The organism is Streptomyces sp. SP18CS02, from assembly GCF_036322365.1.
Classification (GTDB): domain Bacteria; phylum Actinomycetota; class Actinomycetes; order Streptomycetales; family Streptomycetaceae; genus Streptomyces.
Map to the genome: position 1 here is coordinate 39,313 of NZ_JAQYXC010000297.1, position 25,924 is coordinate 65,236.

Annotated in this window: 15 protein-coding genes and 1 pseudogene; 7 read left to right on the forward strand and 9 right to left on the reverse strand. The window is 72.4% G+C overall.

Annotated features, from left to right (window positions below):
• Positions 1-11: 11 nt before the first annotated feature.
• The 8 genes from PUR26_RS28980 to PUR26_RS29015 all read right to left on the reverse strand — a co-directional run bounded on the left by PUR26_RS28980 (position 12) and on the right by PUR26_RS29015 (position 8,112).
• Positions 12-1,040 carry a ketoacyl-ACP synthase III family protein gene (locus tag PUR26_RS28980; RefSeq protein ID WP_329876816.1) on the reverse strand — a complete coding sequence of 343 codons (1,029 nt, stop codon included), beginning with the start codon at positions 1,038-1,040 and terminating at the stop codon, positions 12-14.
• Between the two features lie 42 nt (positions 1,041-1,082).
• Complete coding sequence (locus PUR26_RS28985) at positions 1,083-1,760, reverse strand: HAD-IA family hydrolase (RefSeq protein ID WP_329876818.1); 678 nt, start codon at positions 1,758-1,760, stop codon at positions 1,083-1,085.
• The gene (locus tag PUR26_RS28990; RefSeq protein ID WP_329876820.1) at positions 1,757-2,728 is read right to left on the reverse strand and encodes a sugar phosphate isomerase/epimerase family protein; all 972 of its coding nucleotides are present in this window, start codon (positions 2,726-2,728) and stop codon (positions 1,757-1,759) included. Before PUR26_RS28990 ends, PUR26_RS28985 begins: the two co-directional genes overlap by 4 nt.
• Complete coding sequence (locus PUR26_RS28995) at positions 2,725-3,525, reverse strand: SDR family NAD(P)-dependent oxidoreductase (RefSeq protein WP_329876822.1); 801 nt, start codon at positions 3,523-3,525, stop codon at positions 2,725-2,727. The genes PUR26_RS28990 and PUR26_RS28995 overlap by 4 nt, the downstream gene beginning before the upstream one ends.
• Positions 3,522-4,736 (reverse strand): alcohol dehydrogenase catalytic domain-containing protein, encoded by a 1,215-nt coding sequence (locus tag PUR26_RS29000; RefSeq protein ID WP_329876824.1) that lies wholly within the window; start codon positions 4,734-4,736, stop codon positions 3,522-3,524. Before PUR26_RS29000 ends, PUR26_RS28995 begins: the two co-directional genes overlap by 4 nt.
• On the reverse strand, positions 4,733-5,764 hold the full coding sequence (locus tag PUR26_RS29005; protein ID WP_329876826.1) for an ROK family protein: 1,032 nt from the start codon (positions 5,762-5,764) through the stop codon (positions 4,733-4,735). Before PUR26_RS29005 ends, PUR26_RS29000 begins: the two co-directional genes overlap by 4 nt.
• On the reverse strand, positions 5,761-6,969 hold the full coding sequence (locus PUR26_RS29010) for a sedoheptulose 7-phosphate cyclase (RefSeq protein WP_329876828.1): 1,209 nt from the start codon (positions 6,967-6,969) through the stop codon (positions 5,761-5,763). The genes PUR26_RS29005 and PUR26_RS29010 overlap by 4 nt, the downstream gene beginning before the upstream one ends.
• A 684-nt stretch (positions 6,970-7,653) precedes the next feature.
• Positions 7,654-8,112 (reverse strand): MarR family winged helix-turn-helix transcriptional regulator, encoded by a 459-nt coding sequence (locus PUR26_RS29015; RefSeq protein WP_329876830.1) that lies wholly within the window; start codon positions 8,110-8,112, stop codon positions 7,654-7,656.
• Between the two features lie 234 nt (positions 8,113-8,346).
• Between PUR26_RS29015 and PUR26_RS29020 the strand changes: the two genes are divergently transcribed.
• From PUR26_RS29020 to PUR26_RS29045, 6 genes and pseudogenes are all read left to right on the forward strand, one after another.
• A complete protein-coding gene (locus PUR26_RS29020; RefSeq protein ID WP_329876832.1) occupies positions 8,347-9,561 on the forward strand; it encodes an MFS transporter in 1,215 nt (404 codons plus the stop codon).
• Between the two features lie 339 nt (positions 9,562-9,900).
• Positions 9,901-10,818 carry a TIGR03619 family F420-dependent LLM class oxidoreductase gene (locus tag PUR26_RS29025; RefSeq protein WP_329876834.1) on the forward strand — a complete coding sequence of 306 codons (918 nt, stop codon included), beginning with the start codon at positions 9,901-9,903 and terminating at the stop codon, positions 10,816-10,818.
• A 1,279-nt stretch (positions 10,819-12,097) separates the two neighbouring features.
• Positions 12,098-13,138, forward strand: a pseudogene (locus PUR26_RS29030) (IS701 family transposase); the annotation flags it as partial.
• Between the two features lie 304 nt (positions 13,139-13,442).
• Positions 13,443-14,600 (forward strand): FAD-dependent monooxygenase, encoded by a 1,158-nt coding sequence (locus tag PUR26_RS29035; RefSeq protein WP_329876838.1) that lies wholly within the window; start codon positions 13,443-13,445, stop codon positions 14,598-14,600.
• 704 nt (positions 14,601-15,304) lie between these two features.
• Positions 15,305-22,624: a non-ribosomal peptide synthetase gene (locus tag PUR26_RS29040; RefSeq protein ID WP_329876840.1), complete on the forward strand. Its 7,320-nt coding sequence runs from the start codon at positions 15,305-15,307 to the stop codon at positions 22,622-22,624.
• A gap of 1 nt (position 22,625) precedes the next feature.
• Positions 22,626-23,834, forward strand: coding sequence for an FAD-dependent monooxygenase (locus tag PUR26_RS29045; RefSeq protein ID WP_329876841.1), 1,209 nt, complete (start codon positions 22,626-22,628; stop codon positions 23,832-23,834).
• On the opposite strand, the gene PUR26_RS29050 is transcribed toward PUR26_RS29045, so the two are convergent.
• Positions 23,791-25,017 carry a helix-turn-helix transcriptional regulator gene (locus PUR26_RS29050; protein ID WP_329876843.1) on the reverse strand — a complete coding sequence of 409 codons (1,227 nt, stop codon included), beginning with the start codon at positions 25,015-25,017 and terminating at the stop codon, positions 23,791-23,793. The two genes, PUR26_RS29045 and PUR26_RS29050, sit on opposite strands and share 44 nt — an antisense overlap.
• A gap of 476 nt (positions 25,018-25,493) precedes the next feature.
• Between PUR26_RS29050 and PUR26_RS29055 the strand changes: the two genes are divergently transcribed.
• Positions 25,494-25,889 (forward strand): cell division protein SepF, encoded by a 396-nt coding sequence (locus PUR26_RS29055; protein ID WP_329876845.1) that lies wholly within the window; start codon positions 25,494-25,496, stop codon positions 25,887-25,889.
• Positions 25,890-25,924: the final 35 nt, after the last annotated feature.

Genomic DNA, 25,924 nt, shown 5'->3' on the forward strand with positions numbered 1-25,924 from the left:
GATCCCCCTCCTCAGGCCGCGGCGAGATCGGTTATCTCGACGACGGCGGTGGTCCAGGTGAAGCCGAGCCCGACACCGACCTGGAGCACGCGGTCGCCGGGGGCGACGGCGCCGGTGGCCAGCAGGTGGTCGAGTCCGATGAGCTGGTCGCTGCCACCGAGGTGGCCCAGGCTCAGGCCCCAGTCGGCGAGGGTGCGGTCCTCGGGGATGCCGAGCGGCTCCAGGCACTGGGTGCGCACGAGCTTTCGGCCGAAGAAGGGGACCAGCACCCAGCGCATGTCGTCGATGGTCGATCCCGCGTCCTTCAGGGCGAGTTCGACGGACTGGCCCATGCCGAAGGCGTTGCGCTGGTCGAACTCGTCCACGCCGCCGTTGGCGGCGAGGTACGCCACCTTCCGGTCGTGCAGGTTGATGGGCGTCGTCGCGGCCGGGCTGGCCCGGCGGAAGGGCTCGTCGCCCCGGTGCATCGACTCCAGCGCGGGATCGGTGTACGAGGCGGTCGAGACGATCCGTACGGGGCCGGGCTCGGTGCCCAGGACCGCGGCACTGCCCGCGTCGCCGAACACCGCGCCGATGTCGGAGCCCCAGTGCGGGAAGCCCGGCTCGCCCCAGCGGTCGCCGACCGTGATGAGCGCGGTCTCCAGGTCCGGGCGGCCCGAAAGCACCCCGGCCGCCAGCTCCAGGGCGGCCATCGACCCGTTGGACATCGCCGTGAACTGGCCCGACAGCATCGGGCCCGCACCCAGCAGCTGGTTCAGGACGTAGCAGGACGCCGACCACATGTCGATGCCCTGGTAGTACATGCCGACGTGGAGGTGCAGACCGACCCGCGAGTCCATCAGGCCCAGCGGTTCCAGGGCCTTGCGCCCCGCCCGTACCGCCAGGTCGGGACCGGACAGCTCGGAGACCGAGGCGGACCGCATCTCGGTCTGCGCGGCCACCTCGGGGCGGTACAGGCCGTTCCGGACGGCGTCCTCGACGGGCACCAGGGTGCCCAGCTCCGCGCCCAGGCCGCGTATGTACAGGTTGTCGTAGCGCAACTCGTCGCTCCTTCGGTGAAAGCGGGCAGGGAGTGGGGCGGTTCAGGCCGGGGCCAGCGGGCGTACGCGCGTCAGGCGCAGACCGCCCTGCCCGGTCTCCGTGACGGTCAGGCCGCGCAGGTCCGCCACCCGGGCCAGGCCCACGGTGGCCGGGCCGCGGTGTTCACCCACGACGACGGCGGTCGCCCCGGCCGCCACCGCGGCCAGCAGACCCGTCTCGGCGTCCTCGAAGACCACCGTGCCGCCGGCCGCGACGCCCAGCCGCTCGGCCGCCGTGCGGTAACCCTCCGGACTCGGCTTGCCCGCGGTGACGTCGTCGGCCGAGACGACCGTCGCGGGCAACGTCAGCCCGGCCGCCGCCATCCGGCGTTCGGCGAGGACACGGCCGGCCGACGTGACCACGGCCCAGCGGCCGGCGGGCAGCGACGCGAGCAGCTCGGCGGCGCCCGGGATCGCGGTGATGCCCTCGACGTCCTCGATCTCCTCGGCCTCCAGACGCGCCGTCTCGGCGGCCACGTCCACCCCCTCGGGGGCGTACATGGCGACGGTCTCCCCGGTACGGCGGCCGTGAGCGGTGGACAGCACCCGTTCCGGGTCCAGCCCGTGGCGGCCCGCGAAGCGGCGCCAGGTGCGCTCCACCACGGGGGTCGAGTCGACCAGCGTGCCGTCCATGTCGAACAGCAGAGCCGTGGCGGTCAGGTTCAGTTCGCTCGCGGTCATGCGTGGATCTCCTTCTCCATGGACGTACGGAAGTCCCGTGCGTGGCTGCGGGCGCGGTCGATGTCCCGGGCGAGCCGCTCCGTGCCGCCGTCGCGGTAGTCGTTCTCCAGCACCAGCGCGTACGGGGCGAAGTCCCGCTTGCGCAGCGCGGCGAGCGCCTCCGCCACCCGCCCGTCGCCGTCCCCGAGCGGGACCTGGCCGGCGACCCCGTCGACCCCGTCCTTGAGGTGCACCTGCGGGGCCAGCAGCCCGGCGGTCGCCTCGACCAGCGCGAGGACGTCGACGCCGGCCACCCGCGGGTTGTACGTGTCCAGCAGCAGCCGGAAGGCCGGTGAACCGATCTCCTCGGCCAGCGCGCGCGCCCGGTCCGGCGCGAGGTCGTTCTCGTTGGCCAGCGACAGGCCGCGGTCGGCGGCCTCGCCCGCCGCCCACGAGAGAACGGAGACGGTACGCCGCAGGGCTCGCGGGCCGTCGATGGCGCTGCGCCGGAAGCTCGGTACGAAGGCCAGGGGGGCACCGAGCGCGTGGGCCGCGTCGAGCACCCGGATCAGGGTCCGGCGGGCGCGTCGCGCGTCGTCGGTCCCCTCCGGCGCGGTGAGGCCGATGTCGTTGAGGGTGTTGCCCGAGACCGCCAGCAGCTCCACTCCGTGAGCCGCGGCGGCGGAGCGCACCTCGTCGAGCGTGGCCGGGTCGTCGAGCCGGGCGCCGCGGCCGGGTCCGCCCAGGTCGAGCTGGAGCCCGTCCGCGCCCGACCGGCGGGTCAGCTCCACGGCGCGGGCGTGCTCCACGGGCAGGCGCCAGCCGGCCAGCCCGACCCGCGGGGCACCGGCGCGGCGGGCCGGACCGCCGGGCGTGAGCGCGTCGAGCTCCCCGTCGCGGGTGTCCGGCCCACGGGCGCCGGCCCCCCGGCGGTCCGGGCCCCGCGCCCCGGTGCCGGGGGCGCCGGCCGACGGGGCGCCCCCGCTCATGCGGGGACCTTGCGGCTCTGGGAGACCGGTGTCCGGTCGCCCACCGGCTGCCAGGTCCCGTCGCCGTCCACGACGAGGTGGGCGCCGTGCAGCCCGGCACCGGCCGTCGTGGCCAGCTCCCGTGCCAGCGGGGCGAAACTCGCCGGTCGCATGTAGGAGCTGTAGTCGAAGTCCTCCGGCCGCCGGCGGCGGATGCCCGGCGTGTCGACCATCTCCGCGGGAAGCACCTGGACGACGCGGACCCGCTCCTCCTGTCCTTCCCCCTCGTCGGCCCGCCCGAGGAGCTCCTCCTGCGCGACCGAGTCGAGCAGCACCGCGCAGGCCGCCTTCGACGCGGCGTAACCGGAGCGCCCGGGGCCGGCGTTGTAGACGACCTCCGAGGAGACGCCCACGAACAGCCCGGGGTCCTCGGTCCGGCGCAGCACGGGCAGGGTCCGGGACAGGGTGAGCCACAGACCGTGCAGGTTCACATCGACCTGGCGGCGCCACTCGGCCTCGGTGACCTCGTCGAACAGGGCACGCCTGTCGCCGTAGTGGACGGCCGAGTAGCAGACCGCGTGCAGCGGGCCCGCGGTGGCCGCGGTCAGCACCTCGTCGACCCGGGCGGCGTCCGTGAGGTCGGTGGCCAGCCAGTCCAGCCGCTCGGCACCCGGGCCCCGAGGGGCCGACCTGCTGAGCACCAGCACGTCCAGCCCGGCGTCGGCCCAGGCGTCGGCGATGCCCCGGCCGATGCCGGTGGAGCCGCCGACCACCAGGGCGCGCCGGCCCTCGACCGAGGGGGTGAGAGGTGTGGTCATCGGTTCTCCAAGGGGGAGGGCGATTCGGGTGCGACGCGCACCGCGAGCTTGATGAGGCGACGTCCGTCCACCGTCCGCTCCCGCGAGCCCGCCAGCTGGTTCATGATCCGGGCGGCCTCGTCGAGCCCGACGACATGCGTGACCAGCTCGCGGTACGTCTCGGGGGCCCGGCACAACTCGGCGGCGGCGTCCCGCAGGTGTTCGTTGCCCACGCCCCGGTGCCCGGTGAGCCGGACGTGGGCGCCCTCGGTGGTGGTCGCGGTGGCGAAGGCGTACGGACGAGGGTGGCCCGCGCAGTTGGCGGCGCGGATCCGGGCCAGGTCCGCGCCCGGGAGCAGCGGGCTGACGGCGTCCGGCGGGAGCCCGCCGAACAGGTCGACCGTCAGCTCCCGCGCCCCCAGGCGCAGCGCGGCGTCCAGCGCCGCAGGGGTGCCGTCGCGCGGGGTGGCGATCAGCGCGGCGACCGGACCCTCGCCCAGCGGCATCCGCTTGTCGCCCTCCCCGCCGAGCAGCACGTCCGCGCCGTGCGCCCGGTGCCGGGCGGACCACTCCAGGCCGTCCCGGGTGTGGTGGACGAGCACGGTGCGCACATGCGACCCCAGCCAGCGGCGGGCGGCCCGCACCGCGAGCCGGCCGACGGTCCCGTCGCCGTACACGACCAGCGTGCGCGGCTGTCCCGTGGCCAGCAGGGCGAGCGCGTAGCGGACCGCCGCCAGCGGTTCGAGCAGGGCCCCGAGCACCGGGTCGGGGATCCGGGCGAGCGGCACGACGAGTCCGCCGGACACGGCGGTCGCGGGAATGAGGGTGCGTTCCTGGAGGAGGCCGTCCACGTTGTGGCCGAGCAGGAAGGACGGGTCGGTGCGATGCGTGGGGTTCACCACGACCTCCGTACCCGGCCGCAGTCCGGCGCCGGCCCCGGCGGCGACCACGCGGGCGATGCCCTCGTGGCCGATGACCGGCGCCGGGTCGTCCCTCAGCCCCCGCAGCATCTGCAGGTCCGTACCGCACAGCCCCGCGACGCCGGTGGCGACGAGCAGTTCGCCGGGCCCCGGCACCGGCGTGGGCCGGAGGCGCGTACGCACGCCCCCGGGTTCACGCACCAGAGCCCGGTGGCTCCGGCCGTGGACGGCACCGGGCGCGCCGCCGCCTGCGGGCCGTTCCTCCCGCGTGCCGGTCAGGGCGTGCGTGTCCCCGCCGGGCACGGCGCTCATGGGCGGAGCTCCGCGAGGGCGGCGATCCCGGCGCCCGCGAGACCGTCGGCCTCACCCGGTCCGCTGACCGTGACACGCCGCTCCACCCACTCCGGGGAGCGCTCGCTCGTCAGGTAGAGGCCCTGGCGGGTGAGGTGGTCCAGCAGCGACCGCCGGTAGTGCTCGCCCAGGCCCAGCACCACACCGCCGGTCAGCACCGCCTCGTCGATCTCGGGGTCGAGGCAGAGCGCGGTGCGCAGTACGTCGGCGACCGGCGCGGTGACCGCGTCGAGCAGTTCGGCGGCCAGCGTGTCCGCCACGTCCAGCGCACGGCACAGCGCCGTCTCGAACGAGGCTCCGTCGGTGGTCAGCCGGCCCAGCACCGACCGCTCCCAGCGGTCCGGCTCGCGCTCCTGCAGGACCGCCGCCATCCTGGCGATACCGGGGCCCGACGCGTACGCCGCCAGATGACCGCGCACCCCGCAGTCGCACACGAGCTCGACGGGAGCGCCGGCCAGGGAGGCGGTGGCGGGCAGATGCCCGATCTCGCCCTGGAGGCCGCAGCCGTCGACGGGGATGACGTCCCGGCGCCGGTCGAGGGTCCGGCAGGCGATGCCGGTGCTGATGGTGGCCAGCAGGACCTTGCGGTGTTCGCGGCGGGCCGGGGCGGACGCGGCGTGCAGCAGCGCGGCGGTGACGTCGTTGACGATGTGCCAGTCGACGTCCGGCCGCCTGGTCCGCAGGGCTCCGCGCAGATCGAACGGTTCGCTGTGCTCGCCCCACAGCGGGGCGGAGGCGTAGACGAGGCCGCTGCGGTGATCGAGCGCGGCGCCGAAGGAGATACCGGCGACGGCGTCGGGACTCTCCGGGACCGCCTCGCACAGATCCTGGACCATGAGGTCCTGGAGCTTGGCCACGGAGACCCCGGGGAACCGGCGGAAGCTGGGCGAGGGGCGTGAGCGCCGGGCGCGCAGCCCGTTGCCGCTCAGCCACCACGCCTGGCGGATGTGCGTTCCGCCCACGTCCAGGACGGCGACCGCCCTGCTCATCGCTGCGAACCGGCGAGCTCGCTGTCGGTCGCGGCGCTCCACTTCGCGACGAACTCCAGGGCCTGGCCCAGCTCGTCGGCGGTCAGGTCGTTGGCGAAGACCACCTTGCCGATGCCGCTGGTCAGCGGTACCCGCTGGTGGCCGTCGCGGTGCTTGACGGCGTCCGCGAGGGCCTCGGTGAGGAGCTCCTGGGTGAAGACGGGGTGCGAGATCGGCAGGTCGAAGCCCTGCATCAGGCGCAGGGCGCGGTCGGTGTCGGTGTCCGACAGCAGCCCCCGCAGATGGGCGAGCGCGACACAGATCGCCATGTCGACGGCGACGGCCTCACCGTGCAGCAGCGGCGGGTCGGCGCGCAGTTCGAGCGACGGGCTGAAGGTGTGGCCGTAGTCGACCGACCGCTCCAGGACCTGTTCCCAGAGGTTGGGCTCCAGCTCGTCGAGCATTCCGGAGATCGCCCGCGACAGCACCTCGCTGACGGCCGAGCCGCAGGTGGCCAGCGTCTCGCGGGTGATGGTGCCGACGGTCGCCTCCAGCAGCTCGAACAGCGAGACGTCCTTGACCAGTGCCATCTTGATGATCTCGGCCATGCCGTTGGCGACGTGCCGGGGTTCGATCGTGCGCAGGAAGTCCGGGTCGATCAGGGCGAGTTCGGGCGCGAAGTAGGTGCCGAGGCGGTTCTTGTGGTGCCCGTAGTTGATGCCGGTCTTGACGCCGATGCCGGCGTCGATCTGGCCCACCAGAGTGGTGGGCACACGTATGTAGGGGATGCCCCGGCGGTACATGCTGGCGGCGAAGCCGACCACGTCCAGGACGACGCCACCGCCGACGGCGAGGACCTTCTCGGCGCGGCGCAGGATGCCCATTCTGGTCATGGCCTCGGTCACGGCGATGGTCTGGTCGAGGTACTTGGCATCCTCGTCGCCGTGGATGACCTGCCAGGTCGCATCGATCTGCCAGCGGTCGAAGTAGGCCTTGAGCCGCTCTCCGTACAGGGCGTCGACCACGGTGTCGACCACCACCAGGCAGCGGACGGAGCGCCCGCCGGCGCCGCCGCAGGCCCGGGCGAGGGTGGGGTTCTCGGTGTCCAGCAAGCCGCGCACCATGCTGACGCCGTAGGCGATGGGCTGCTTGGCCTGGACGTTCCAGTGCAAGCCGGGCGGCTTGGGGAGATCGGCGGTCGAGGTGTAGCCGGCGGACAGAGACATGGCGGTACCGGACAAGACTGACCTCCGGGAGAGGTTCGGGCGTGTGAAGTGCGATGAAGGTGCGTGACGCGTGAGGAGCGCGAAGTGCGGAATCGCATGGGCGGATCGCTGTGACGTCTGCTGCGTGGGCGCCGACGACGCCGTGGGCGCTGGGGCTCGGCGGGGCGAAGGGCGAGCCGGCGAAGTGCCGCCGCGTTCTCCCGCAAGAAGGAAACTAGAGCCCAATATGCATCCATGGCAATGTGATCGAGCCCACATTAAATGTATGCGGATGCATGAAATCTTGAGGGAAGTCGCCGTCCGGCCCGGTCGGGTGCGGTCGGAGCAAAGCTCCCGCGGGCACCATGAGTGGCCGGATCCAGTGATTCCGCGTCAAGGTGCCGGGTGGACCCGGTGGGCGGTGCGGGGGTGGTGCCGGTCCGGGCGGTAGGGACCGCTGTCGCCGTGTGTCGCCGTGTGTCGCCGCGTATCGCCGAACAGGGCGTCACGTGTCCGGCGCGCGCCACGGGTGCGAGAGGTGATCGGCGGGCGGCCCCGGCGCGGCCCATGGGCGGGCCGGGGCGGCGGGGGAGGGGTCGCGCCGACGGCGGAGGGCGGCCGGGGCGGGGCGGGCGTCGCGCGGCCGGAGCGGGTGTGCGACGCCCGGCGGGGCCGGCCGGACCGGCCCCGGGGCGCGGTGGGGCGTCAGTCGATCTCGACCGGTACGGCGTAACGCAGCCGGACCACGAGGGAAGCGGTGCGGTCGTCCAGGGCCGCCTTGTCCAGGCCGCTGGACAGGGCGTTCTTGAAGGTCTGCTCCGCCTCCTTGGCCAGCCGTCTGCCGACCTCGGTGATCCCCACGTTCACTCCGCGCTTGTCCTGCTGGCAGTGCATACGAGTGACCCAGTCGGCCTCTTCGAGGCGGGCCACCATGCGGCTCACGGACGACTGGTTCGCACTGGAGCCCTCGACCAGGTCCGCCATCCGCAGCATTCCGTCGCGCTGTTCGGCGAGCGTGAGCAGCACCATCAACTCGCCCGTCGTCACTCCGTGTTTCCGGGTCAGCTGTCGGTTGGCGGCCGAACCCACCTGTTCGGTCAGGCGCGTCAGCTGCCGCCAGAGGGCGACCTCGTCGCGACCGCCGGCGCCTCTCGCGCTGTCCATGTGCGGCTCCTTGTCAGCGCCCGGCCAGGCCCGGACGTATCACTACGCCATCGTAACTCTTTGCAGTGGTTGACCACAGCCTCGGAGTCGGACATTATCTCTATGCATCTGAAAGCATTTTGTGATCCACTGGCTCTCCCGCCTCCTCCTCTCCCGTCCGTCTCCCGCTCCCCCCTCGCTCCTCCCTCTCCTCACCCCCCCCTCTGTTCGTTCCCGTGGAAGGCTCAGGTCGTCATGCCCCTGCCCCTACTGGCCCTGATGCTCGGGGTTTTCTGTGTGGGTACCGCCGAGGTCGTCATCGCCGGGATCCTGCCCGACATGGCGGCCGATCTGGATGTGTCCATTCCGACGACCGGCCTGCTGGTCACCGGCTACGCCCTGGGTGTGACCATCGGCGGCCCCATCATCACGCTCCTCACCACCAAGTGGTCGCGCAAGCCGCTGCTGCTCGGCCTGATGGGCCTGTTCGTCGTGGGCAACGTGGTCGCCGCGCTGGCGCCCAACTACGCGCTGCTGATGAGCGCCCGCGTCTTCACCTCGCTCAGCCACGGCACCTTCGCCGCCGTCGCCTGGTACGTCGCCGCCGTCATGTCGCCGCCGGACAAGCAGGCCACGGCCATGGCCAAGATCGCCCTCGGCTTCAACTTCGCCAACGTCCTGGGTGTGCCGATCGGCACCTTCATCGGCCAGCAGTTCGGCTGGCGGGCCACGTTCGTGTCCATCACCGGCGCCGCGCTGGTGTGCGCCCTGCTCATCCAGAAGTTCGTCCCCGGGGATCTGGCGACCCAGCAGCCCAACGGCGAGAAGGAAGCACCGCTGCGCGAGCAGCTGAAGGTGTTCCGCAAGGGCACCGTCCAGCTCTCCATGCTGATCACGGTCCTCGCGCAGGGCGCCGTCTTCACCACCTCGACCTATCTCGCGCCGCTCATGCTCGACGTGGCGCACTTCGCGGCCCCCATGGTCGGCGTGCTGCTCATCGTGTTCGGCGTCGGCTCCGTGCTCGGCAACATCCTGGGCGGCAAGGCGGCGGACAACAACGTGATGCGAGGGGTGCTGAGGGCCCTGAGCGCGCTCCTCGGCGCACTGGTGCTCTTCTGGGCCGCCAGCCCGTACCAGATCCCCGCGGCCGTCGTGCTGTTCCTCTTCGGCGCCGCCGGCTTCTCCATCATCCCGGCGCTCCAGGCCCGCATCCTCGTCGTCGCGTCCGCCGCGCCCGCGCTCGCGCTGTCGGCGAACGTCTCGGCGTTCAACCTGGGCAACGGCCTCGGGGCGTGGCTCGGCGGTACCACCATCGACCTCGGCCTGGGGGTACGGTCGGTCACCCTGACCGCCGCCCTCGCCACCGCCGTGGCCCTGGCGCTCTCCCTGCTGATGTGGAACCACGTACGGCGCACGGCCGCCGAAGGCACCCCCGAACTGGGCGCACAGCCGGAAGCGGCACCGCGTTAGCGGTCCGGCACAGGGGTCCGGCGCGGGCGCCCGGTACAGGCGCCCGGCGCTGGGCCCCCCGGGCCGGCCCCCGCCCGTGCCCCACGCCCTCGTCCGAAGCCCCGACTCCCGAGCCCGACTCCCGAGCCCGACTCCCGGTCCTGGCCCCGGGCCCTGCCCCCCGGGCCTCCGTCCGGCGCCCGGTCACGCTTCCGACCGGCGAGCCCCCGTCGCTTCCCCCCCCGCGAGGGCTCTCCCGGCCGGCGCAGGCCCTCTGCGGCTCTGCCCGGCGCACCCCCGGGCCCCGGGAGGCGGCACCCCGTCCTCGTACCCACGCTCCGTCACACCGCGAGGTTTTCCATGAAGTTCGGCGTGAACATAGTCAACAACGGTCCCAACGCGAAGCCCGAGACCCTGCGCCACTGGGTCCAGCAGGCCGAGGAGACCGGCTACCACCTGATCACCGTCTCGGACCACGTGGCGACGACCCAGGACGTGCACGACACGTTCCCCACCCAGCTGTACGACCCCTTCGTCACGCTCGCCTGGTTCGCGGCACTCACCAGCCGGATCGAGCTGGCCACCAGCGTGGTGATCACACCCCTGCGCAGCCCGCTGAACACGGCCCGCCTCACCGCCAACATCGACCGGCTGAGCAACGGCCGCATGGTGCTCGGTGTCGGCACCGGCTGGGCGAAGGGCGAGTTCGACGCCCTTAAGGTCTCCCACCGGCAGCGTGCCCGCATCACCGACGAGTACCTCGGTGTGATCAAGCGGCTGTGGACCGAGGACGTGGTCACCCACCATGGGGAGTTCGCCGACTTCGAGCGGGTGCACACCGCCCCCCGCCCGCTCCGCGACCCCCACCCGCCGCTGTGGATCGGCGGCAGCGGGCCCCGCTCGGTGCGCCGCATCGCCACGTACGCGGATGCCTGGCACCCGATCTGGGCGACCACCGAGTGGCTGCGCACGGAGGGCCTGCCCGCCCTGCGCGACGCCGCCGAGCAGGCCGGGCGCCCCGTGCCCGCGCTGTGCCCGCGCGTCAACCTCCGGATCACCGACAGCCCGCTGACGGACCCGAAGCGGCTGCCCGGCGAAGGCACCCTCGACCAGATCCGCCAGGACCTGGAAGAGCTCGCCGAACTGGGAGCGCAGTACGTGGTCTTCGACAACTACCCGGCCGTGGAGGACCGGGAGCACTCGCCCGAGGCGTTGTGGGAGCTCTTCCAGGTCCTCGCCGACAAGGTCATCGATCTGGACGGTCAGACCCTGCGCTGACCCGGCTCCGCGCCCCTCTCCCGGCGGCGCCCGTCTCTCCCCCCCACGCCGAGCTCACGAATCACACCGGGAAAAGATCCCATGTTGCCGGTGCATTCCTGGTTCCCGCAGCACGACACCCGCGTCAGCGTGATGGGGCGGCCGCGATGCCGGAAGGTGGTACCGAGCCGGTCGCTCTGCGGCGAGCTGTTCTTCCGTCTTCTTTTCCCGTTCTTCCCCGGACCCGTGAAAGAGGATTCCGGCGCGCCACCTCTGCGCGTGAGCGGGCGCCATGGTGGCGGGAATGTTTCTCGTCCGGTTCGGGGATCGGTTCCTGATCCCCGACTTCCCGGCGACCCGACTTCCCGGCGACCCGACTTCCCGGAGACCCGGAGACCCGGAGAAGTATCCGCTCTCGGTGTCCAAGCGGTGTTCGCCTGCGAACTCCCCGCCCGTGCCCCTCTTCGCGTTCGTCTCGGCCTGATCCTCGCGCGCATGGCGCTGTCGGGCCGCCGGGTCAGGATCCCGCTGTGGGCACGGGGTCCCTCATGGTGGCGGCATACGCCGGAGCCCTGGCCGCCCCCCTGGCTGTACGGGCTCCACGCCGTCACCACCGGTCCCGCGGGCCCTGCTCCTCGTCAGTGCGGCGTGGAGCGGCATCGACGGCAGGCGCACGGTGCTGCGCCACCGGGACGGTCCTCTGGCCGGCGAGAGCTCCTTCGGCTTCTGCGTGATCCGCTACCTCTGCTGGTGGTGTCCGGCCTCTTCGTGGTGGGCGGCCGATTGCTCCGCGTCGGCGTGGGGCGCCCGTCCACGGGGGCATGGGGGTGCTCCGGAGGGCCGGCCGTCCCGACCCCGTCCGTGGGGCCCAAGGAGTCGGACACCCACCACGACAAGGAGCCCGTCGGCCGCTGAACCCCCTTGGCGCGACGGTCCGAACGGTGATCGCGGTACACGGATGTGTGATGCTTGCGTCCGTGTACCGCCATTCCAGGTTCTGGAGCTGCTGTATTCCAGCCACTCAATGGTGGGACAAGGGTCCTGCGGGCTGCCGGACAGCAGACTGGAGGCTTACCGGCACGGTATAGGGGGGAACGGTATGAGGCGCGGTCCGGAGTTCGCGAAGTCCGGTACGACCATCTCGCCGACGAGCACCGCACCGGAGAATCCGGCTTCCGGACCGGATTCCGGGCCGGTTGATCGGCCGGGCGCCCGATCGAATGTCCGTGCGGATGCTCGTCCGGATGTCCGCGTGAATACGGCGTCCTCATCCACGAAACCGGTCAAGGGGCCGGTTCCCGTGTCAAGGGTCCGGAAGAGGAGCGCAATTCTGGACGACCTGTGCGAGGCCCTCTTCGCGGAACTCCCCCGCGTCGATCAGCGCCGCAAAGGGGCTCAGTACCTGCACGGGCTGCTCAAGGCCGAAGGCCGCAAGTCCGTGCGGAACATCGCCGCGAGCGTCGGCGGCCGGGAGACCGCCCAGAGCCTGCACCACTTCATCGCCTCCTCCACCTGGGACTGGGAACCCGTCCGGCAGGCCCTCACCCGCCACGCCGACCGCGAACTGCGCGTCGCCGCCTGGGTCGTGCAGTCGATCGTCATTCCCAAGGTCGGCACCCGCACCGTCGGAGTGGAGCGCCGGTACGTTCCCTCGCTCGGCCATGCCGTCAGCGGCCAGCAGGCCGTCGGCGTCTGGGGCGTGGCCGAGCGGGCCACCGTACCCGTGCAGTGGAGCCTGCTGCTGCCCGGCGACCGGCCGGCCGAGCGGGCCGCGGACGTCACCGTGGGCTTCGACTGCTCGCCGATGGGGCCCCGCCCGGTCGTCCTGGACATGCCCGACGCCGACCTGCGGCCCGCGGCGGAGCGGTTCGTGGACGCCGGCGAACCGCTGCTGGCCCGCGTCCACGGTGATCTGCGGGTGACCGAGGCCGCCCCCTGGGCGCCCGGCGGAACCCGCAGATCGCTCCACGCCGACCGGCTGCTCCAGATGAACCGGATGCTGCGGCGTCCGGTCGAGTGGACCGACCCGGTCACCGGCACCACCCGCAGGAGCCTGATAGCCGGGGTGCGGGTGGAGTGGGCCGGACGCCCGCTGCTGCTCCTGGGCCAGTGGGACCGGGCGGACGGCCGCCCCGCACACTGCTGGATCACCAATCTGACGGCGACTCCGCTCGGTGTCCTGCTGCGGCTGGCCAAGCTGGTCGGCCGGGTCGAGCAGGACTTCGTGGACACCGCCACCCAGGTCGGGATCCTCGACTACGAGGGCCGCTCCCTGGAGGGCTGGCACCGCCACATGACCCTGGCGTCCGCCGCGCATCTCGTACGGATACTCAGCGCGGCGGAGGCCCGGGTGCGTCCGTGGAGCCACTGCATGGACACCATCGAGCGCATGGACCGGGGCGAGCGCATCGACCGCATGGGACGCGGTGACGGCGCGGGGCGCGGCGACGGTGTGACGCGCCCGGGACGGACGGGACGCATGGACTGGGTCGACCATCCCGCGTGAGGTCCGCGAGCGGGGTGCAGCACAACCGGCGCTATGCCGCACCCCGTGCCACGCGACTATGTCAACTCGCGGTGCTCACCTGACGAAGTGCCGCACGCGGAGTCGTGCTGGCCTGTGACCGGGGCACATCATCGAGGGCATGCGGATTCTTATTACGGGTGGGGGGATCGGTGGCCTGGCCGCGGCCCTGTCCCTGGGAAGTCGTGGGCACGAGGTGACCGTGCTGGAACAGCGGCCGACGTTCGTCGAGAACGTTTCGGGTATTCAGATCGGTCCCCACTCCTTCCACGCGCTGGACCGGTTGGGGGTGGGCCGCGCGGTGCTCGAACGCTCGCTGCCGATCACCGAATGCCACTTCATGGACGGCGCGACCGGCGAGCCCATGGGCAAGGTGGAGACGAGACGCAGGAGCCACCGGTTCGGCCGGGTGCACGCGACGGCTCTGCGGCTCGATCTCTACGAACCGCTGCTGAACGCCTGTTGGGAGATGGACACCGTATGGCTGCGGGGCCAGAGCCGGGTCGTGCGCCACGCCCAGGACGCCGACTCGGTGACCGTGGAACTGGACAGCGGTGAACGGCTGACCGGCGACGTGCTGATCGGGGCCGACGGCGTGCACTCGGCCATCCGGGACGAGCTCACCGGCGGCAGCGCCCCCACGCTGTCGGGTCACACCCTGTACCGCACCCTCGTCCCCATCGACCTCGTCCCCGACGGGCTGCGCGAGGACGTCACCACCCTGTGGGCGGGACTCGGCTGGCACATCGTGCACTTCCCGGTGGGCGACGGCGGATACGTGAGCCTCTCCGCCATGCGCCGTGACACCTCGGCCGAACCGATGTCCGCCGAGCGCGTCGACGCCGCCCGGGTGCTCGCCGCCTTCCCCGACGCCGCCCCTGTCGCCCGCGGCATCCTCGCCATGGGCGAGCACTGGCACGCCTGGTCCCTGTACGACGGGGAGCCGGCCACCCGCTGGGCGGACGGGCGGATCGCGCTGCTCGGCGACGCCGCGCACCCCACGCGGTGGCGTGCGGCCCAGAGCCTGCGCCGCACGCTGGAGGAGGCCGTGGCCCTGGGGGACCTGCTGGACCGCAGCGGGAGGGACGTACGGGGCTGGCTGGCCGCCTATGACGCGCGACGGGCGCGCCACCACGCCACGGCCTCCGTCGGGGCGCCGCTGTCCCCCCTGCGCGGCGGCGACGAGCCGCGCCTGTACGGCGGAGCGCTCACCGCCCTGATGTACAGCGGTCCGGACGTCGAGGCCCGGGTCGCCCAGGAACTGCGGTGGGCCTGCTGACCGCCGGGCGGTGAACCGGGAAGGACCCGCGGCGCGGCCACGGGGGCGATGCCGTTCGGCGCGCCCCCGTGGCCGCGCCGCTGTTTCCTGTCCCCGCCCGCCCGCCCGCCCGCCCGCGTGCCCGCCCACCCGCCTGAGCGGCTGCCCTCCGGTGCCGCCTGCCCGTCCGGCGCCGACGACGCGCCGACGGGGCGGCGAGCGCGGCACGCCGGGGACTGATCCGGGGACCGCCCTCACGTCTCCGCGCGTGACGTTCCGATTCCGTCCGTGAAATAAAACGGTTGTACAGCCGGATCGCGACGGTGATGAATCTCCTGTTTCCTCGTCGCGTCAGCAGGGGAACGGGTGCGATTTCACGGCACTTCCACTCGTGATCCGTTCGGTTTCCAGTATTTTTTGAGCACCCTTTGAGTCCCCGGGTACACGCCCTTGACCTGTGGAGGGCTTCTGGCGGAAATGTGCCGGTGGTGGCCTGCCCCGTCGACGCGCCGCGCCCGCCGTTTCCCGTCGAAACGCCACGTCAACGGCCGTGGTGAGGGGTGGACGCCGTGCGGGGTTCCGTAAACGGTTGCTACGTGAACGAGTAGTGGAGGGCTACTCGTTCGAGTAGTGGATCGCCCGACATTCGGAAGCCTAGGGTTCCGAGCGATTGGTTTCCTTGAATTTCGAGAAAATCGGCAACGAAACGACAGAAAGGAAAGGCTGTGGCGACTCGCCGCCTTCTCCCTCTCACTTCCTATCAGCGTGATATCTGGGCTGCCGAGTCCCGTACGCCGGACGACCCCCAATTCAATGTCATGGTCCATGAGCGCCTCGAAGGGAAGACCGACGTCCCCGCGCTGCGTACGGCCTTCGCGCGCGCCCTGCGCCGCAGCGACGTGTTCCTTCTGCGCTTCGACGAACAGGAGGGTGTTCCCGTCCAGTGGTTCGAGAGCGGGGTCACCGGCGACGACGACGCCTGGGTGGACCACGTCGACCTCTCCGGCGCACCGGACCCGGCCGCCGCCTGGGAGGAGTGGCAGCAGGACGCCTTCGGCCGGCCGTACACGCTCCGGCGCGCGCCCCTGTTCAACGCCACCCTGATACGTGAGAACGCCGATGTCGTGCACGTCCACCTCAAGGCCCACCACCTCCTTGCCGACGCCTGGGCGTTGCACCTGGTCACCCGGTCCATGTGGGCCGAGTACGCGCGGCTGACCGGCACCGGCACCGGCACCGGCACCGACACCGGCGACGAGGCCGACTCCCGCTCCGCCCCGTCCTACCGCGAGTTCATCGAGGAGGACGCCGTCCACCGGGGCTCGCCCGCCCACGAGGCGGACCGGGCCTTCCACCGCGAGGCCCTGACGGGTGTGGCGCCCGCGCTCTTCCAGCACCCCGCGGAGCAGCGGCGGCCCGGCGTCGAACGCCGCGGCCGCCACACCTTCACCGTCGACGGCTCGCTCGTCTCCCGGATCCGCGAGCTCGGCAGCTCCCCGTTCGCCTTCATCGCCGCGGCCTGCGCCGGGTACCTCGCGCGCGTCCACCGCGCCGACGAGATCGTGCTCGGCGTCCCGTTCCTCAATCGCCGCACCCAGCGCGAGCGGGAGATCGTCGGGCACTTCGCCAACACCCTGCCGCTGCGCGTGGCCGTCCCCGAGGACGCCACCGTGCTCGACATCGCCGCCCAGGTCCGCGCCCGTACGGACGCCCTGCGCGCCCACGAGCGGTTCGCACTCGGGGACGTGCTGCGCGACCTGCCGTCCGGCTCCCCCGACGCACGGCGGCTCTTCGACGTCACCCTGTCCTATCTGCGCCACCCGCACATCGAGGCGCTCCCGGACATCGAGCGGTCCGGCGTGATGAGCGCCCCGGTGCACAACCTGGACGCGCTCGCCATCATGGTCCACGCCTTCGACGACGACGCCGACCTGCGGATCGACCTCGACTACGCCCGTGACGTCTTCGACGAGGACTTCCCCGTCGAGGCGATGGCCGGCCACCTCGCCGCGCTGATGCGCGAGGCGGTCGACCGGCCGGAGCGCCCCGCTCTCGCCCAGCCGATCCTGAGCGGGACCGAGCGCGAGGAGCTGACACGGGGCAGCCGGGGCCCGGCCGTCCCGTACCGCGACGACATGACCGTGCACGGCCTCATCGAGGAGCAGGCCGCCCGTACTCCGGACCGCACCGCCGTCACCGCCACCGCCCTCGGCACGGCCGACGCCGCCGGAGGGAGCGCCGGGGGGACGTCCCTCAGCTACGCGGAGCTCGACCTGAGGGCCAACCGCGTCGCACGGGCGCTGCGTGCCCGGGGCGTTGTGCCCGGTGACCGCGTGGCCGTCCTGCTGGAGCGCGGCCCGCACACTCTGCCGGCCCTGCTCGGCGTGCTCAAGTCGGGCGGCGCCTACGTGCCGGTCGACCCCGGCTACCCGGCCGACCGGCAGCGGTTCCTGCTCCGGGACAGCCGCGCCAAGGTGCTGCTCACCGGACCCGGTTCCGGCGAGGCCCGTCCGGTCGACGGCCTGCCCGTCCTGCGCGTGGACGAGCTCGCCCTCAGCGGGTCGGGCGCCCCCCTGGAGCCGGTCGCCACCGCCCACGACATCGCGTACGTGATCTACACCTCCGGCTCCACCGGCAAGCCCAAGGGCGTCATGGTCGAGCACCACTCGGTGGTCAACCGCCTCGCCTGGATGCAGTCCCGCTACCCCGTCGGCGCCGGAGACGTGCTGCTCCAGAAGACGCCGATCTCCTTCGACGTATCGGTGTGGGAGCTGTTCTGGTGGGCGATCGAAGGGGCGGAGCTCACCCTGCTGCCGCACGGCGGTGAGCGCGACCCCGCGACCATCCTGCGGACCGTCGCCGAACGCGGTGTGACGGTCATGCACTTCGTGCCCTCCATGCTCGGCCCCTTCCTCGACCTGCTGGAGAGCCGGCCCGAACTGCGGGCGGACGCCGCCACGCTGCGCCAGGTCTTCTGCAGCGGCGAGGCCCTGCCCCCGGCGCGCGTCGAACAGTTCAACCGCGTCTTCGGCGACCGGGACCGCCGTCCCGCCCTGGTCAACCTGTACGGCCCCACCGAGGCGACCGTCGACGTGTCGTACTACGACTGCCCCTCCGTGCCCGGCGAGCCCGTGCGCCGGGTGCCGATCGGCCGCCCCATCGACAACACGCAGCTGTACGTACTGGACCCCTACGGCGAGCCGCAGCCGATCGGCGTGCCGGGCGAGCTGCACATCGGCGGTGCCGGCGTGGCACGCGGCTATCTGGAGCGCCCCGGCCTGACCGCCGAGAAGTTCACCGAGGACCCCTTCGCGCCCGGCGGCCGGCTGTACCGCACCGGGGACCTGGCGCGCCGGCTGGCCGACGGGAACCTGGAGTACCTGGGCCGCATCGACGGGCAGGTCAAGATCCGCGGCAACCGTGTGGAGCTGGGCGAGGTGCAGAACGCCCTGGCGTCCGTCGCCGGCGTACGCGACGCGATCGTCGTGGACCACCGGTCCGACGCCCGGGGCACCTACCTCGTGGGCCACTACGTCGCGGACACCGAGCTCGGCACCCAGCTGCTCCGCGGCGAACTGGCCGCCCGTCTGCCCGAGTTCATGATCCCCGCGCACTTCATACGCATCGACCGCATCCCGCTCACCCCCAACGGCAAGGCCGACCGGCGCGCCCTGCCCGAACCCGCCACGAGCGGTGCGCAGGCCGGCCGGCGCGCGTACGTCCCCGCCCGGGACGCGACGGAGGCGGCCCTGGCGGCCGTCTGGGCCGAGGTCCTGGAGGTCGACCGGGTCGGCGTCCACGACGACTACTTCGCCCTCGGCGGCGACTCCATCCTGATGCTGCGGATCCGTGCCCTCGCCGAGAAGCGCGGTCTGCTCTTCTCCCTCAGCGACGTGATGCGCCACCCGACCGTCGCCGGACTGGCCGCCCTCACCACCACCGGGCCGGCGGGCGCCGAGGCCCCGGAGCCCGCCCCCTTCGAGCTGGTCTCCAGCGTCGACCGGGCCCGGCTCGAAGGGCACGAGGACGCCTATCCGCTCAGCCGCCTCCAGCTCGGCCTGCTGTACCACAGCCGCGCCCAGCAGGACTCGGCCGTCTACCGCGACGTCTTCCAGTACAGCCTCGACCTGGAGTGGGACGAGGCCGGGTTCCGGACCGCCTTCGACCGGCTCGTGGCGCGCCATCCCGTACTGCGCTCCTCCTTCGACCTCGGCAGCTTCTCCGAACCGCTCCAGATCGTGCACGAGACGGTCGAGAGCGCTCTTGAAACGGTCGATCTGCGTGACCGCACCGACGCGCAGGCCCAGGACGAGATACGCGGGCACGTCGAGGAGCGTCGCTTCCACCCGTATGCGTTCGAGCGTGCCCCGCTGTACCACCTGCGTGTCCATGTGCTCGCGCGGTCCGTGGAGCTGGTGCTCAGCTTCCACCACGCGATCCTCGACGGCGGCAGTGTCGCCAACCTCGTACGCGAGCTCCTGCAGGACTACGCACACGCGCTCGGCAAGGACATCGAGGCCGTTCCCGACCTCGCCCTGCCGTCCATCGCGCACCACATACGCGCCGAACGCCAGGCACTGGAATCGGCCGCCACCCGGGAGTACTGGCGGACGCTGCTCGACGGCGCCCCGCTGCTCCAGCTGGACGCGTTCACCCCGCACGAGACACCGGGTGACGAGGCACTGATCACCCGCCAGGTCGACCTTCCGGACGAACTCACGTCAGCGGTCAGGGACTTCGCCCGCACCCACACCCTGCCGGTCAAGTCCGTACTGTTCGCCGCGCACCTGCTCACCCTGCGGCTGTTCTCCGGCACCGACGACCTCACCACCGGACTCGTCACCCACGGGCGCCCCGAACGGGAAGGGTCGGAACGCATCGCCGGGCTCTTCCTCAACACCATGCCGGTCCGGCTGGACACCGCCCGGGACAGCTGGCTGGACGTGGTGCGCGAGGCGTTCCGCAGCGAGCAGGACAGTCATCCGCACCGGCGCTACCCGCTCAGCGCCATCCAGGAGGACCTCGGCATCACCGTGCTGGACACCGCGTTCAACTACATCCACTTCCGCCAGCTCGCGGCCGTCTACTCCCTGCCCGGGGTGCGTTCGCTGGGCTTCCGGGCCTGGGAGGAGACCAACTTCTCCCTGCTGGTCAATGCCGTCACCGACCCCGCGGACGACCGGATATGGCTGCGGATGGACTTCCAGGGCCGGGCCTTCAGCCCGGCGCAGAGCGAGCTGTACGCGCACAGCTTCACCGAGATCCTGCGCCGCGTCGTGCACCACCCGCAGGAGCCCGCGGACTTCGCCTTCCTGGCGGCGGCCGCGGAGACCCCGGCCCCGGAGCGCGCGGCCCTCGGCGCACACATCGCCCCCGCGCCCGGGTCCGCCGAGGCGGTGCCCGCCGAAACACCCGACGTCGTACGCGCCTTCGAGGCACAGGCCGCGCGCACCCCCGACGCCACCGCCCTCGTCCTGGCCGACCGGCGCTGGAGCTACGCGGAACTCGACCGGGCGGCCGACCGCGTCGCACACCGCCTGCTCGCCCTCGGCGCCACCCCCGGCGACCGGGTCGGCATCGCCATGGAACGCTCACCGGAGACCATCGCCGTCATCCTCGGCGTCCTCAAGGCGGGCGGCGCCACGGTCCCGCTGGACACCGGCTACCCGCAGGAGCGCATCGCCTCGATGCTGGAGCAGGCCGAACCGTTCAAGGTCGTCGCCCACTCCGCGCACACCCATCTGCTCACCGACACCGCGGACGTCCTCCTCGCCGACGAACTCCTCTCGGAGGCCGACCCGGGCTGGGAAGCGGCGCCCGCACTGCCCGAGCTCGACCCGGAGGGCATCGCCTACCTGCTGTTCACCTCCGGCTCCACCGGCCGGCCCAAGGGCGTGGAGATGCCCCACCGCTCCCTGGCCAACCTCGTCGCCTGGCAGAACGGCGCACCCAGCGGAGTCGTCGGCGGCACCACCGTCCAGTACGCGCCGATGAGCTTCGACGTCTCCTTCCAGGAGATCTTCTCCACGCTGTGCGGCGGCGGGACGCTCCTCCTGGTCGGCGAGAGCGAGCGCCGCGACATGCCCGCCCTGCTCCGCCTGCTCGACCGGGAGGGCGTCGAGCGCCTCTACCTGCCGTACGTGGCGCTCCAGCAGCTGGCCGAGACGGCGAACGCCCTCGGCACCGTGCCGCACGCCCTCAAGGCGGTGCTCTCCTCCGGCGAGCAGCTGCGGGTCACCGACGAGATCCGCGCCCTGTGCGCCGCGCTGCCCGGGGTGATCCTGGAGAACCAGTACGGCCCCACCGAGTCGCACGTCGTCACCCGCCACACCATGACCGGCGACCCCGCCCGCTTCCCGGCCCTGCCGCCCATCGGCACACCCATCGACGGCGCCGAGGTCCACGTCCTGGACGCCCGGATGCGCCCCGTCCCGCCCGGTGTGAAGGGCGAGCTGTACCTCGGCGGGGTGTGCCTGGCCCGTGGCTACGCCGGGCGGCCCGAACTCACCGAGGAGCGCTTCGTGCCGCACCCCGGCGGCGCCCCCGGTGAGCGGCTGTACCGCACCGGCGACCTCGGGTTCACCCTGCCCGACGGCTCGGTGGTGTGCGTGGGCCGGTCGGACGCGCAGGTCAAGGTGCGCGGCTTCCGCGTCGAGCCCGCGGAGGTCGAGCTGGCGATCGCCCGCTTCGGCTCCGACCACCCCGGGCTGACCGAGGCGGCGGTGGTGGCCCGGCGGCGCGAGGGCAACGACTCGTTCCTCGCCGCGTTCCTGGTCGGCGACCCCGAGCGGGCCGACACCGACCAGCTCGTCAAGCAGCTGCGGTCGGTACTTCCCGACTACATGGTGCCCTCGCACGTCGAATGGCTCCCCGCGCTCCCGCTCACACCCAGCGGCAAGCGCGACGACCGCGCCCTGCGCTCACTGCCGCTGACCGCGACCACCTCGGCCGACGCGACCGCGCCCCGCGACCCGTACGAGAAGGCCCTCGCGGAGATCCTCGGCGAGCTGCTGCAACTGCCCGCCATCAGCGTCCACGACAACATCTTCGACCTCGGCGGCACCTCGCTCACCGCCATGCGCCTGGTCGTGCTCATCGAGCAGCGGTACGGGATCAACGTCCCGATGTCCGAGTTCGTCGCCGCCCCGACCGTCGCCGAACTCGCCGCCCGGCTGCGCAGCGGGGACGCCGTGGCCGCCTTCGACCCCCTGGTACCGATCCGCTCCAAGGGCGACAAGCGGCCCCTGTTCTTCGTCCACCCCATGGGCGGCAACGTCCTGTGCTACGTACGGTTCGCCAAATACCTCCCGGCGGACCAGCCCTTCTACGCCCTCCAGGCGGCCGGCGTCGACCCCGGCACCGAGCCGCTGCGCAGCGTCCCGGAGATCGCCGGCAGCTACGTGGCCGCCATGCGCCGCCTGCAGCCCGAGGGCCCCTACGACATCGGCGGCTGGTCGTTCGGCGGCTTCGTGGCGTTCGAGATCGCCCGGCAACTGCGCGCGCAGGGACAGCGGGTGGCGCGCCTCGTGCTGCTCGACACCACCGCACTGGGCTCCGGGCGGCGGCGGGAGACCGATGACGACGCACTGCTGGGCTGGTTCTTCTGGGAGCTGCTGTGGCTCCAGCGCGGCGGTGATTCCCCGCTGGAGGCGATCCCGCCGGGTCTGGACACCGTGGCCGAGAAGTTCGACTTCATCGCACAGCTCGCGGTCGACGAGGGCGTCCTGCCCGCCGGCAGCACCGGAGCGGTCGTACGCAGGCTCTTCCACGTGTACGAGGCGAACTGGCGCGCCGCGTTCGACTACCGGCCCGAGGTGGTGGACCAGGACATGGTGCTGATCCACGCCATGGAGCCGCTGCCCGAGGTGCTGGACTCGATGCACACTGCCATCGGCTCCATGCACCAGGACCCCACCAACGGCTGGCGCGAGCGCACCAGCGGAGAACTGACGGTCATCGATGTGCCGGGCGACCACCTCACCATCATGGAGGAACCCCACATCGCCCACGTGGTCGACGTCGTCACCGAACTGATCGGAGAGTGAAATGACTCAGAACACCCCGGCTTCACGCAGGCCACGGAAGGCGATCGTCATCGGCGCGGGCATCGGTGGCCTCACCGCCGCCGCCGCGCTCCGCAGGTTCGGCCTGGACGTCGAGATCTACGAGCGGGCCACCGAGCTCAAGGCCGCCGGCTCCGGCCTGTCGGTGATGAGCAACGCCATCGCGGCCCTGGACTCCATCGACCTGGACCTCGGCCTCGACAAGTACGGTCAGGTACTGGAGTCGTACCACGTCAGGACCGCCCGGGGCCGGCTGATCCGGGAGTTCCCCTTCCCGGACATCATCGGACGGCTCGGTGTGCCCAGCGTCCTGATCACCCGCCCCGCGCTCCAGCGGGCGCTGCTCGCCGCGACCGACGGCATACCCATCACCCTGGGCGCCACCGCCGAGGAGTACACCGTCGACGGGACGACGAACGAGGTGCGGGTCCGGTTCAAGGACGGCCGCGAGGCCCACGGCGACGTGCTGATCGGAGCCGACGGCTACAACTCCGCCGTACGCCGGCAGCTCGTCGGCCCCGAGGACTCGCAGGACAGCGGCTACGTCTGCTGGCTGGCTCTCACCCCCTACAGCCACCCGCGCTTCAGCACCGGGGCGGTCATCCACTACTGGGGCAGCGGACAGCGGTTCGGACTGGTGGACATGGGCGGCGGCTGCCTCTACTGGTGGGGCACCAAGAACATGCCCACCCGCGAGTCCCACGACTGGAAGGGCGGCAAGGCCGACGTGGCCCGCGCCTTCGAGGGCTGGGCCGACGAGGTCCAGCACGCCATCCGGGTCACCCCGGAGGAGTCCATCCTGGCCGTCCCCTCCCGCGACCGGGCCTTCCTGGAGCGCTGGGGCAAGGGACCGGTGACCCTGCTCGGTGACGCCGCGCACCCGATGCTCACCAGCCTCGGGCAGGGATCGGGCATGGCCATCGAGGACGCCACCGTCCTGGCCCGTCACCTCGCCGGCGCCGACGACGTGCCGCGCGCCCTGCGCGGGTACGAGGACGAGCGGCGCGAGCGCACCCGCGGGATGGTCGCGGCCTCCCGTTCCCTCAGCGACTTCGAGCAGGCGGAGAACCCCGTGCGCCGCCCGCTGCGCGACGCGTACTTCCGCTTCATGCCCGCCCGGAAGCTCACCGGGCTGCTCGAGGGCGGGCTCACCTTCCCGCGCCCTGCCGCGCCTGCCGCTCCACGGCCCTGAGCAGGTCGATCCGCGACCGGACGCCGTAGCTGTAGAACAGCTTGCGCAAGTGGTAGTTGACGGTGTGCGGGGACACCTCCAGCCGTCTGGCGATCTGCTGGTTGGTCAGTCCCTCGCCCACCAGCCGCACCACGGCACTCTGCCGGTCGTTGAGCGGTACGGCCCCGCGCGCCGCGACATCCGTCGCCGGCGCCCGGGGCCGCCGCTTCTCCTCCGCCTCGCGGCGCAGCGCCCGCTGGAGGGAGGCGGGCACGGATCCCGCGATGAGCCGGCGCAGCAACGCGTTGCCGAACACGGTCCTGATGCCGTCACTGCGCACCGCGCCCGTGGCCACCGCCTCTTCCAGCAGCTGGAACAGACCGGACGGGGACGTCCGCAGCATCGGCGCGAGGACCTCGTACTCCAGCTCCTCACCGAGGACCGCGGCCATCCGCAGCAGATGGCGGCACTCCGGCGAGAAGGTGTCCAGCGTGGCGTCCACCTGGTCGCGCAGCCGCTGCGGCAGCCGCCGCACGGCCAGGTGGGCCCGCCCGTCCACGACGCTCAGGGACTGCTCCTCGCGCAGTCCGGTGAGCATCGCGACCAGCAGGCGCGGATTGCCCTCCACCTCGTCCAGCAGCTCGACCAGGGCGGGGGACGGCGGCAGGCCCAGGATGTCGGTGGCCACCTGGAGACAGGCGGAGGGGGGCAGCGGGGACAGCGCGAGGTGCGCGCGACGGCCGGTCGGACTGGCGAGTATGGCGCCCAGCGCCTCGGGCGCCCGTCCGGAGCGGTGGGCCACGACGGAGACGGCGGGGCTGCCGTGCAGGCCGGCCCGGCGGGACAGCAGCGTGTCGGCCGCCCCGCCGCCGAGCCGGTCGGCCTCGTCGAGCAGGAGCAGCAGCGGGGCGTTCGCACCCGGCTGACGCCGCGGTCCGCCGCCCCGCGGGGAGGGCAGCCGCCGGTGCCGGGACCAGCTGACCGCTTCCCGGTGACCCGGCTGCGTGCTGCCCGGTGTGGCGTATCCCATCTCCTCGGCCATGGCCGCGCAGGCACGCAGCAGCCGGGTCTTGCCGAACCCGGGCGGCGCCTCCACGACCAGCAGCGCGCTTCCCTGGGAGCGGCCGAATTCGAGTACGTCGCGGATGTACGACAGCTCGCACTCTCGCCCTCGTAGGGGAAGGTCGAGCGAGGTGACGAACACGGATGACCTCCTTCTGACTCGGTTGTCCGCGGGGGCGCGGGATCCCCGCGGATGTGCCCGCGGCAATACCCACGGAGCCGTGGGGGCCCCTTTCGGAATTCCCTGAGGGGAACAGCGTGCACGCAACAGCGGTCCGCCCGCTCCCACGGCGTCCGTAATGCGCCGTGCCTCCCGCTCGTCACCGCCCGCGGCCGAGCGCGGCTTGTGCCGGACGCGACCCGGGCTGCCCCGGCGTGCCCCGCGTCACCTCTGCCGGCCCGGCCGCCGCGGCGTACCGTGGCGTGCGGCCCGCCGGGCCGCCGCGCGACCGGCCCGCAGCCCCCATCGCGGTCCGGACCGTGTCCGCCGCGCCGCCCGGCATCGCACCCAGGACCGACCCTGGTCGTACGGCGCACGAGGTGGACCGACCGGTGATTCCCGATGTCCGGTTCGTGTCGCAGTTGGGCCGAACGGGTGAGGGAGGCGAGGATAGGTCCATGAGTAGGTACGAGAGGTACGACGTCACCGACGAACAGTGGGAGGGCCTGGCCCAGGTCGTGCCGCTGCGGGGGCGCAACGAGTGGCCGTCCAGGGTCGATCACCACACGCTCCCGAGGGACTACGAGGCCGCCGAACAGCGCCGCATGGTCGTCCTGCGGGTACAGGTCTTCGCGGACGCGCGCGAGGTCGCCGAGTACCTCATCGCGCAGATTCCGGTCCTGCTCGACCTCACGAGCGCGGACAGCGAGGTCGCCAAGCGGATCCTGGACTTCAGCAGCGGCATCGTCTTCGGACTCGGCAGCGCGATGCACCGCGTCGACCGCAATGTCTTCCTGCTGGCACCGGTGGGCACCGAGGTGGAGGGAACGGCCGCGGCCGTCCCTCATTCGTAGGAAGGTTGTTCGGGCAAAACGGTTCAGCATGAATA

Excerpts from the sequence above, each read along its gene's own strand:
- PUR26_RS28985 (WP_329876818.1), bottom strand. The coding sequence starts at position 1,760 with ATGACCGCGAGCGAACTGAACCTGACCGCCACGGCTCTGCTGTTCGAC.
- PUR26_RS28990 (WP_329876820.1), bottom strand. The coding sequence starts at position 2,728 with ATGAGCGGGGGCGCCCCGTCGGCCGGCGCCCCCGGCACCGGGGCGCGG.
- PUR26_RS28995 (WP_329876822.1), bottom strand. The coding sequence starts at position 3,525 with ATGACCACACCTCTCACCCCCTCGGTCGAGGGCCGGCGCGCCCTGGTG.
- PUR26_RS29000 (WP_329876824.1), bottom strand. The coding sequence starts at position 4,736 with ATGAGCGCCGTGCCCGGCGGGGACACGCACGCCCTGACCGGCACGCGG.
- PUR26_RS29005 (WP_329876826.1), bottom strand. The coding sequence starts at position 5,764 with ATGAGCAGGGCGGTCGCCGTCCTGGACGTGGGCGGAACGCACATCCGC.
- PUR26_RS29010 (WP_329876828.1), bottom strand. The coding sequence starts at position 6,969 with ATGTCTCTGTCCGCCGGCTACACCTCGACCGCCGATCTCCCCAAGCCG.
- PUR26_RS29015 (WP_329876830.1), bottom strand. The coding sequence starts at position 8,112 with ATGGACAGCGCGAGAGGCGCCGGCGGTCGCGACGAGGTCGCCCTCTGG.
- PUR26_RS29020 (WP_329876832.1), top strand. The coding sequence starts at position 8,347 with ATGCCCCTGCCCCTACTGGCCCTGATGCTCGGGGTTTTCTGTGTGGGT.
- PUR26_RS29025 (WP_329876834.1), top strand. The coding sequence starts at position 9,901 with ATGAAGTTCGGCGTGAACATAGTCAACAACGGTCCCAACGCGAAGCCC.
- PUR26_RS29035 (WP_329876838.1), top strand. The coding sequence starts at position 13,443 with ATGCGGATTCTTATTACGGGTGGGGGGATCGGTGGCCTGGCCGCGGCC.
- PUR26_RS29045 (WP_329876841.1), top strand. The coding sequence starts at position 22,626 with ATGACTCAGAACACCCCGGCTTCACGCAGGCCACGGAAGGCGATCGTC.
- PUR26_RS29055 (WP_329876845.1), top strand. The coding sequence starts at position 25,494 with ATGAGTAGGTACGAGAGGTACGACGTCACCGACGAACAGTGGGAGGGC.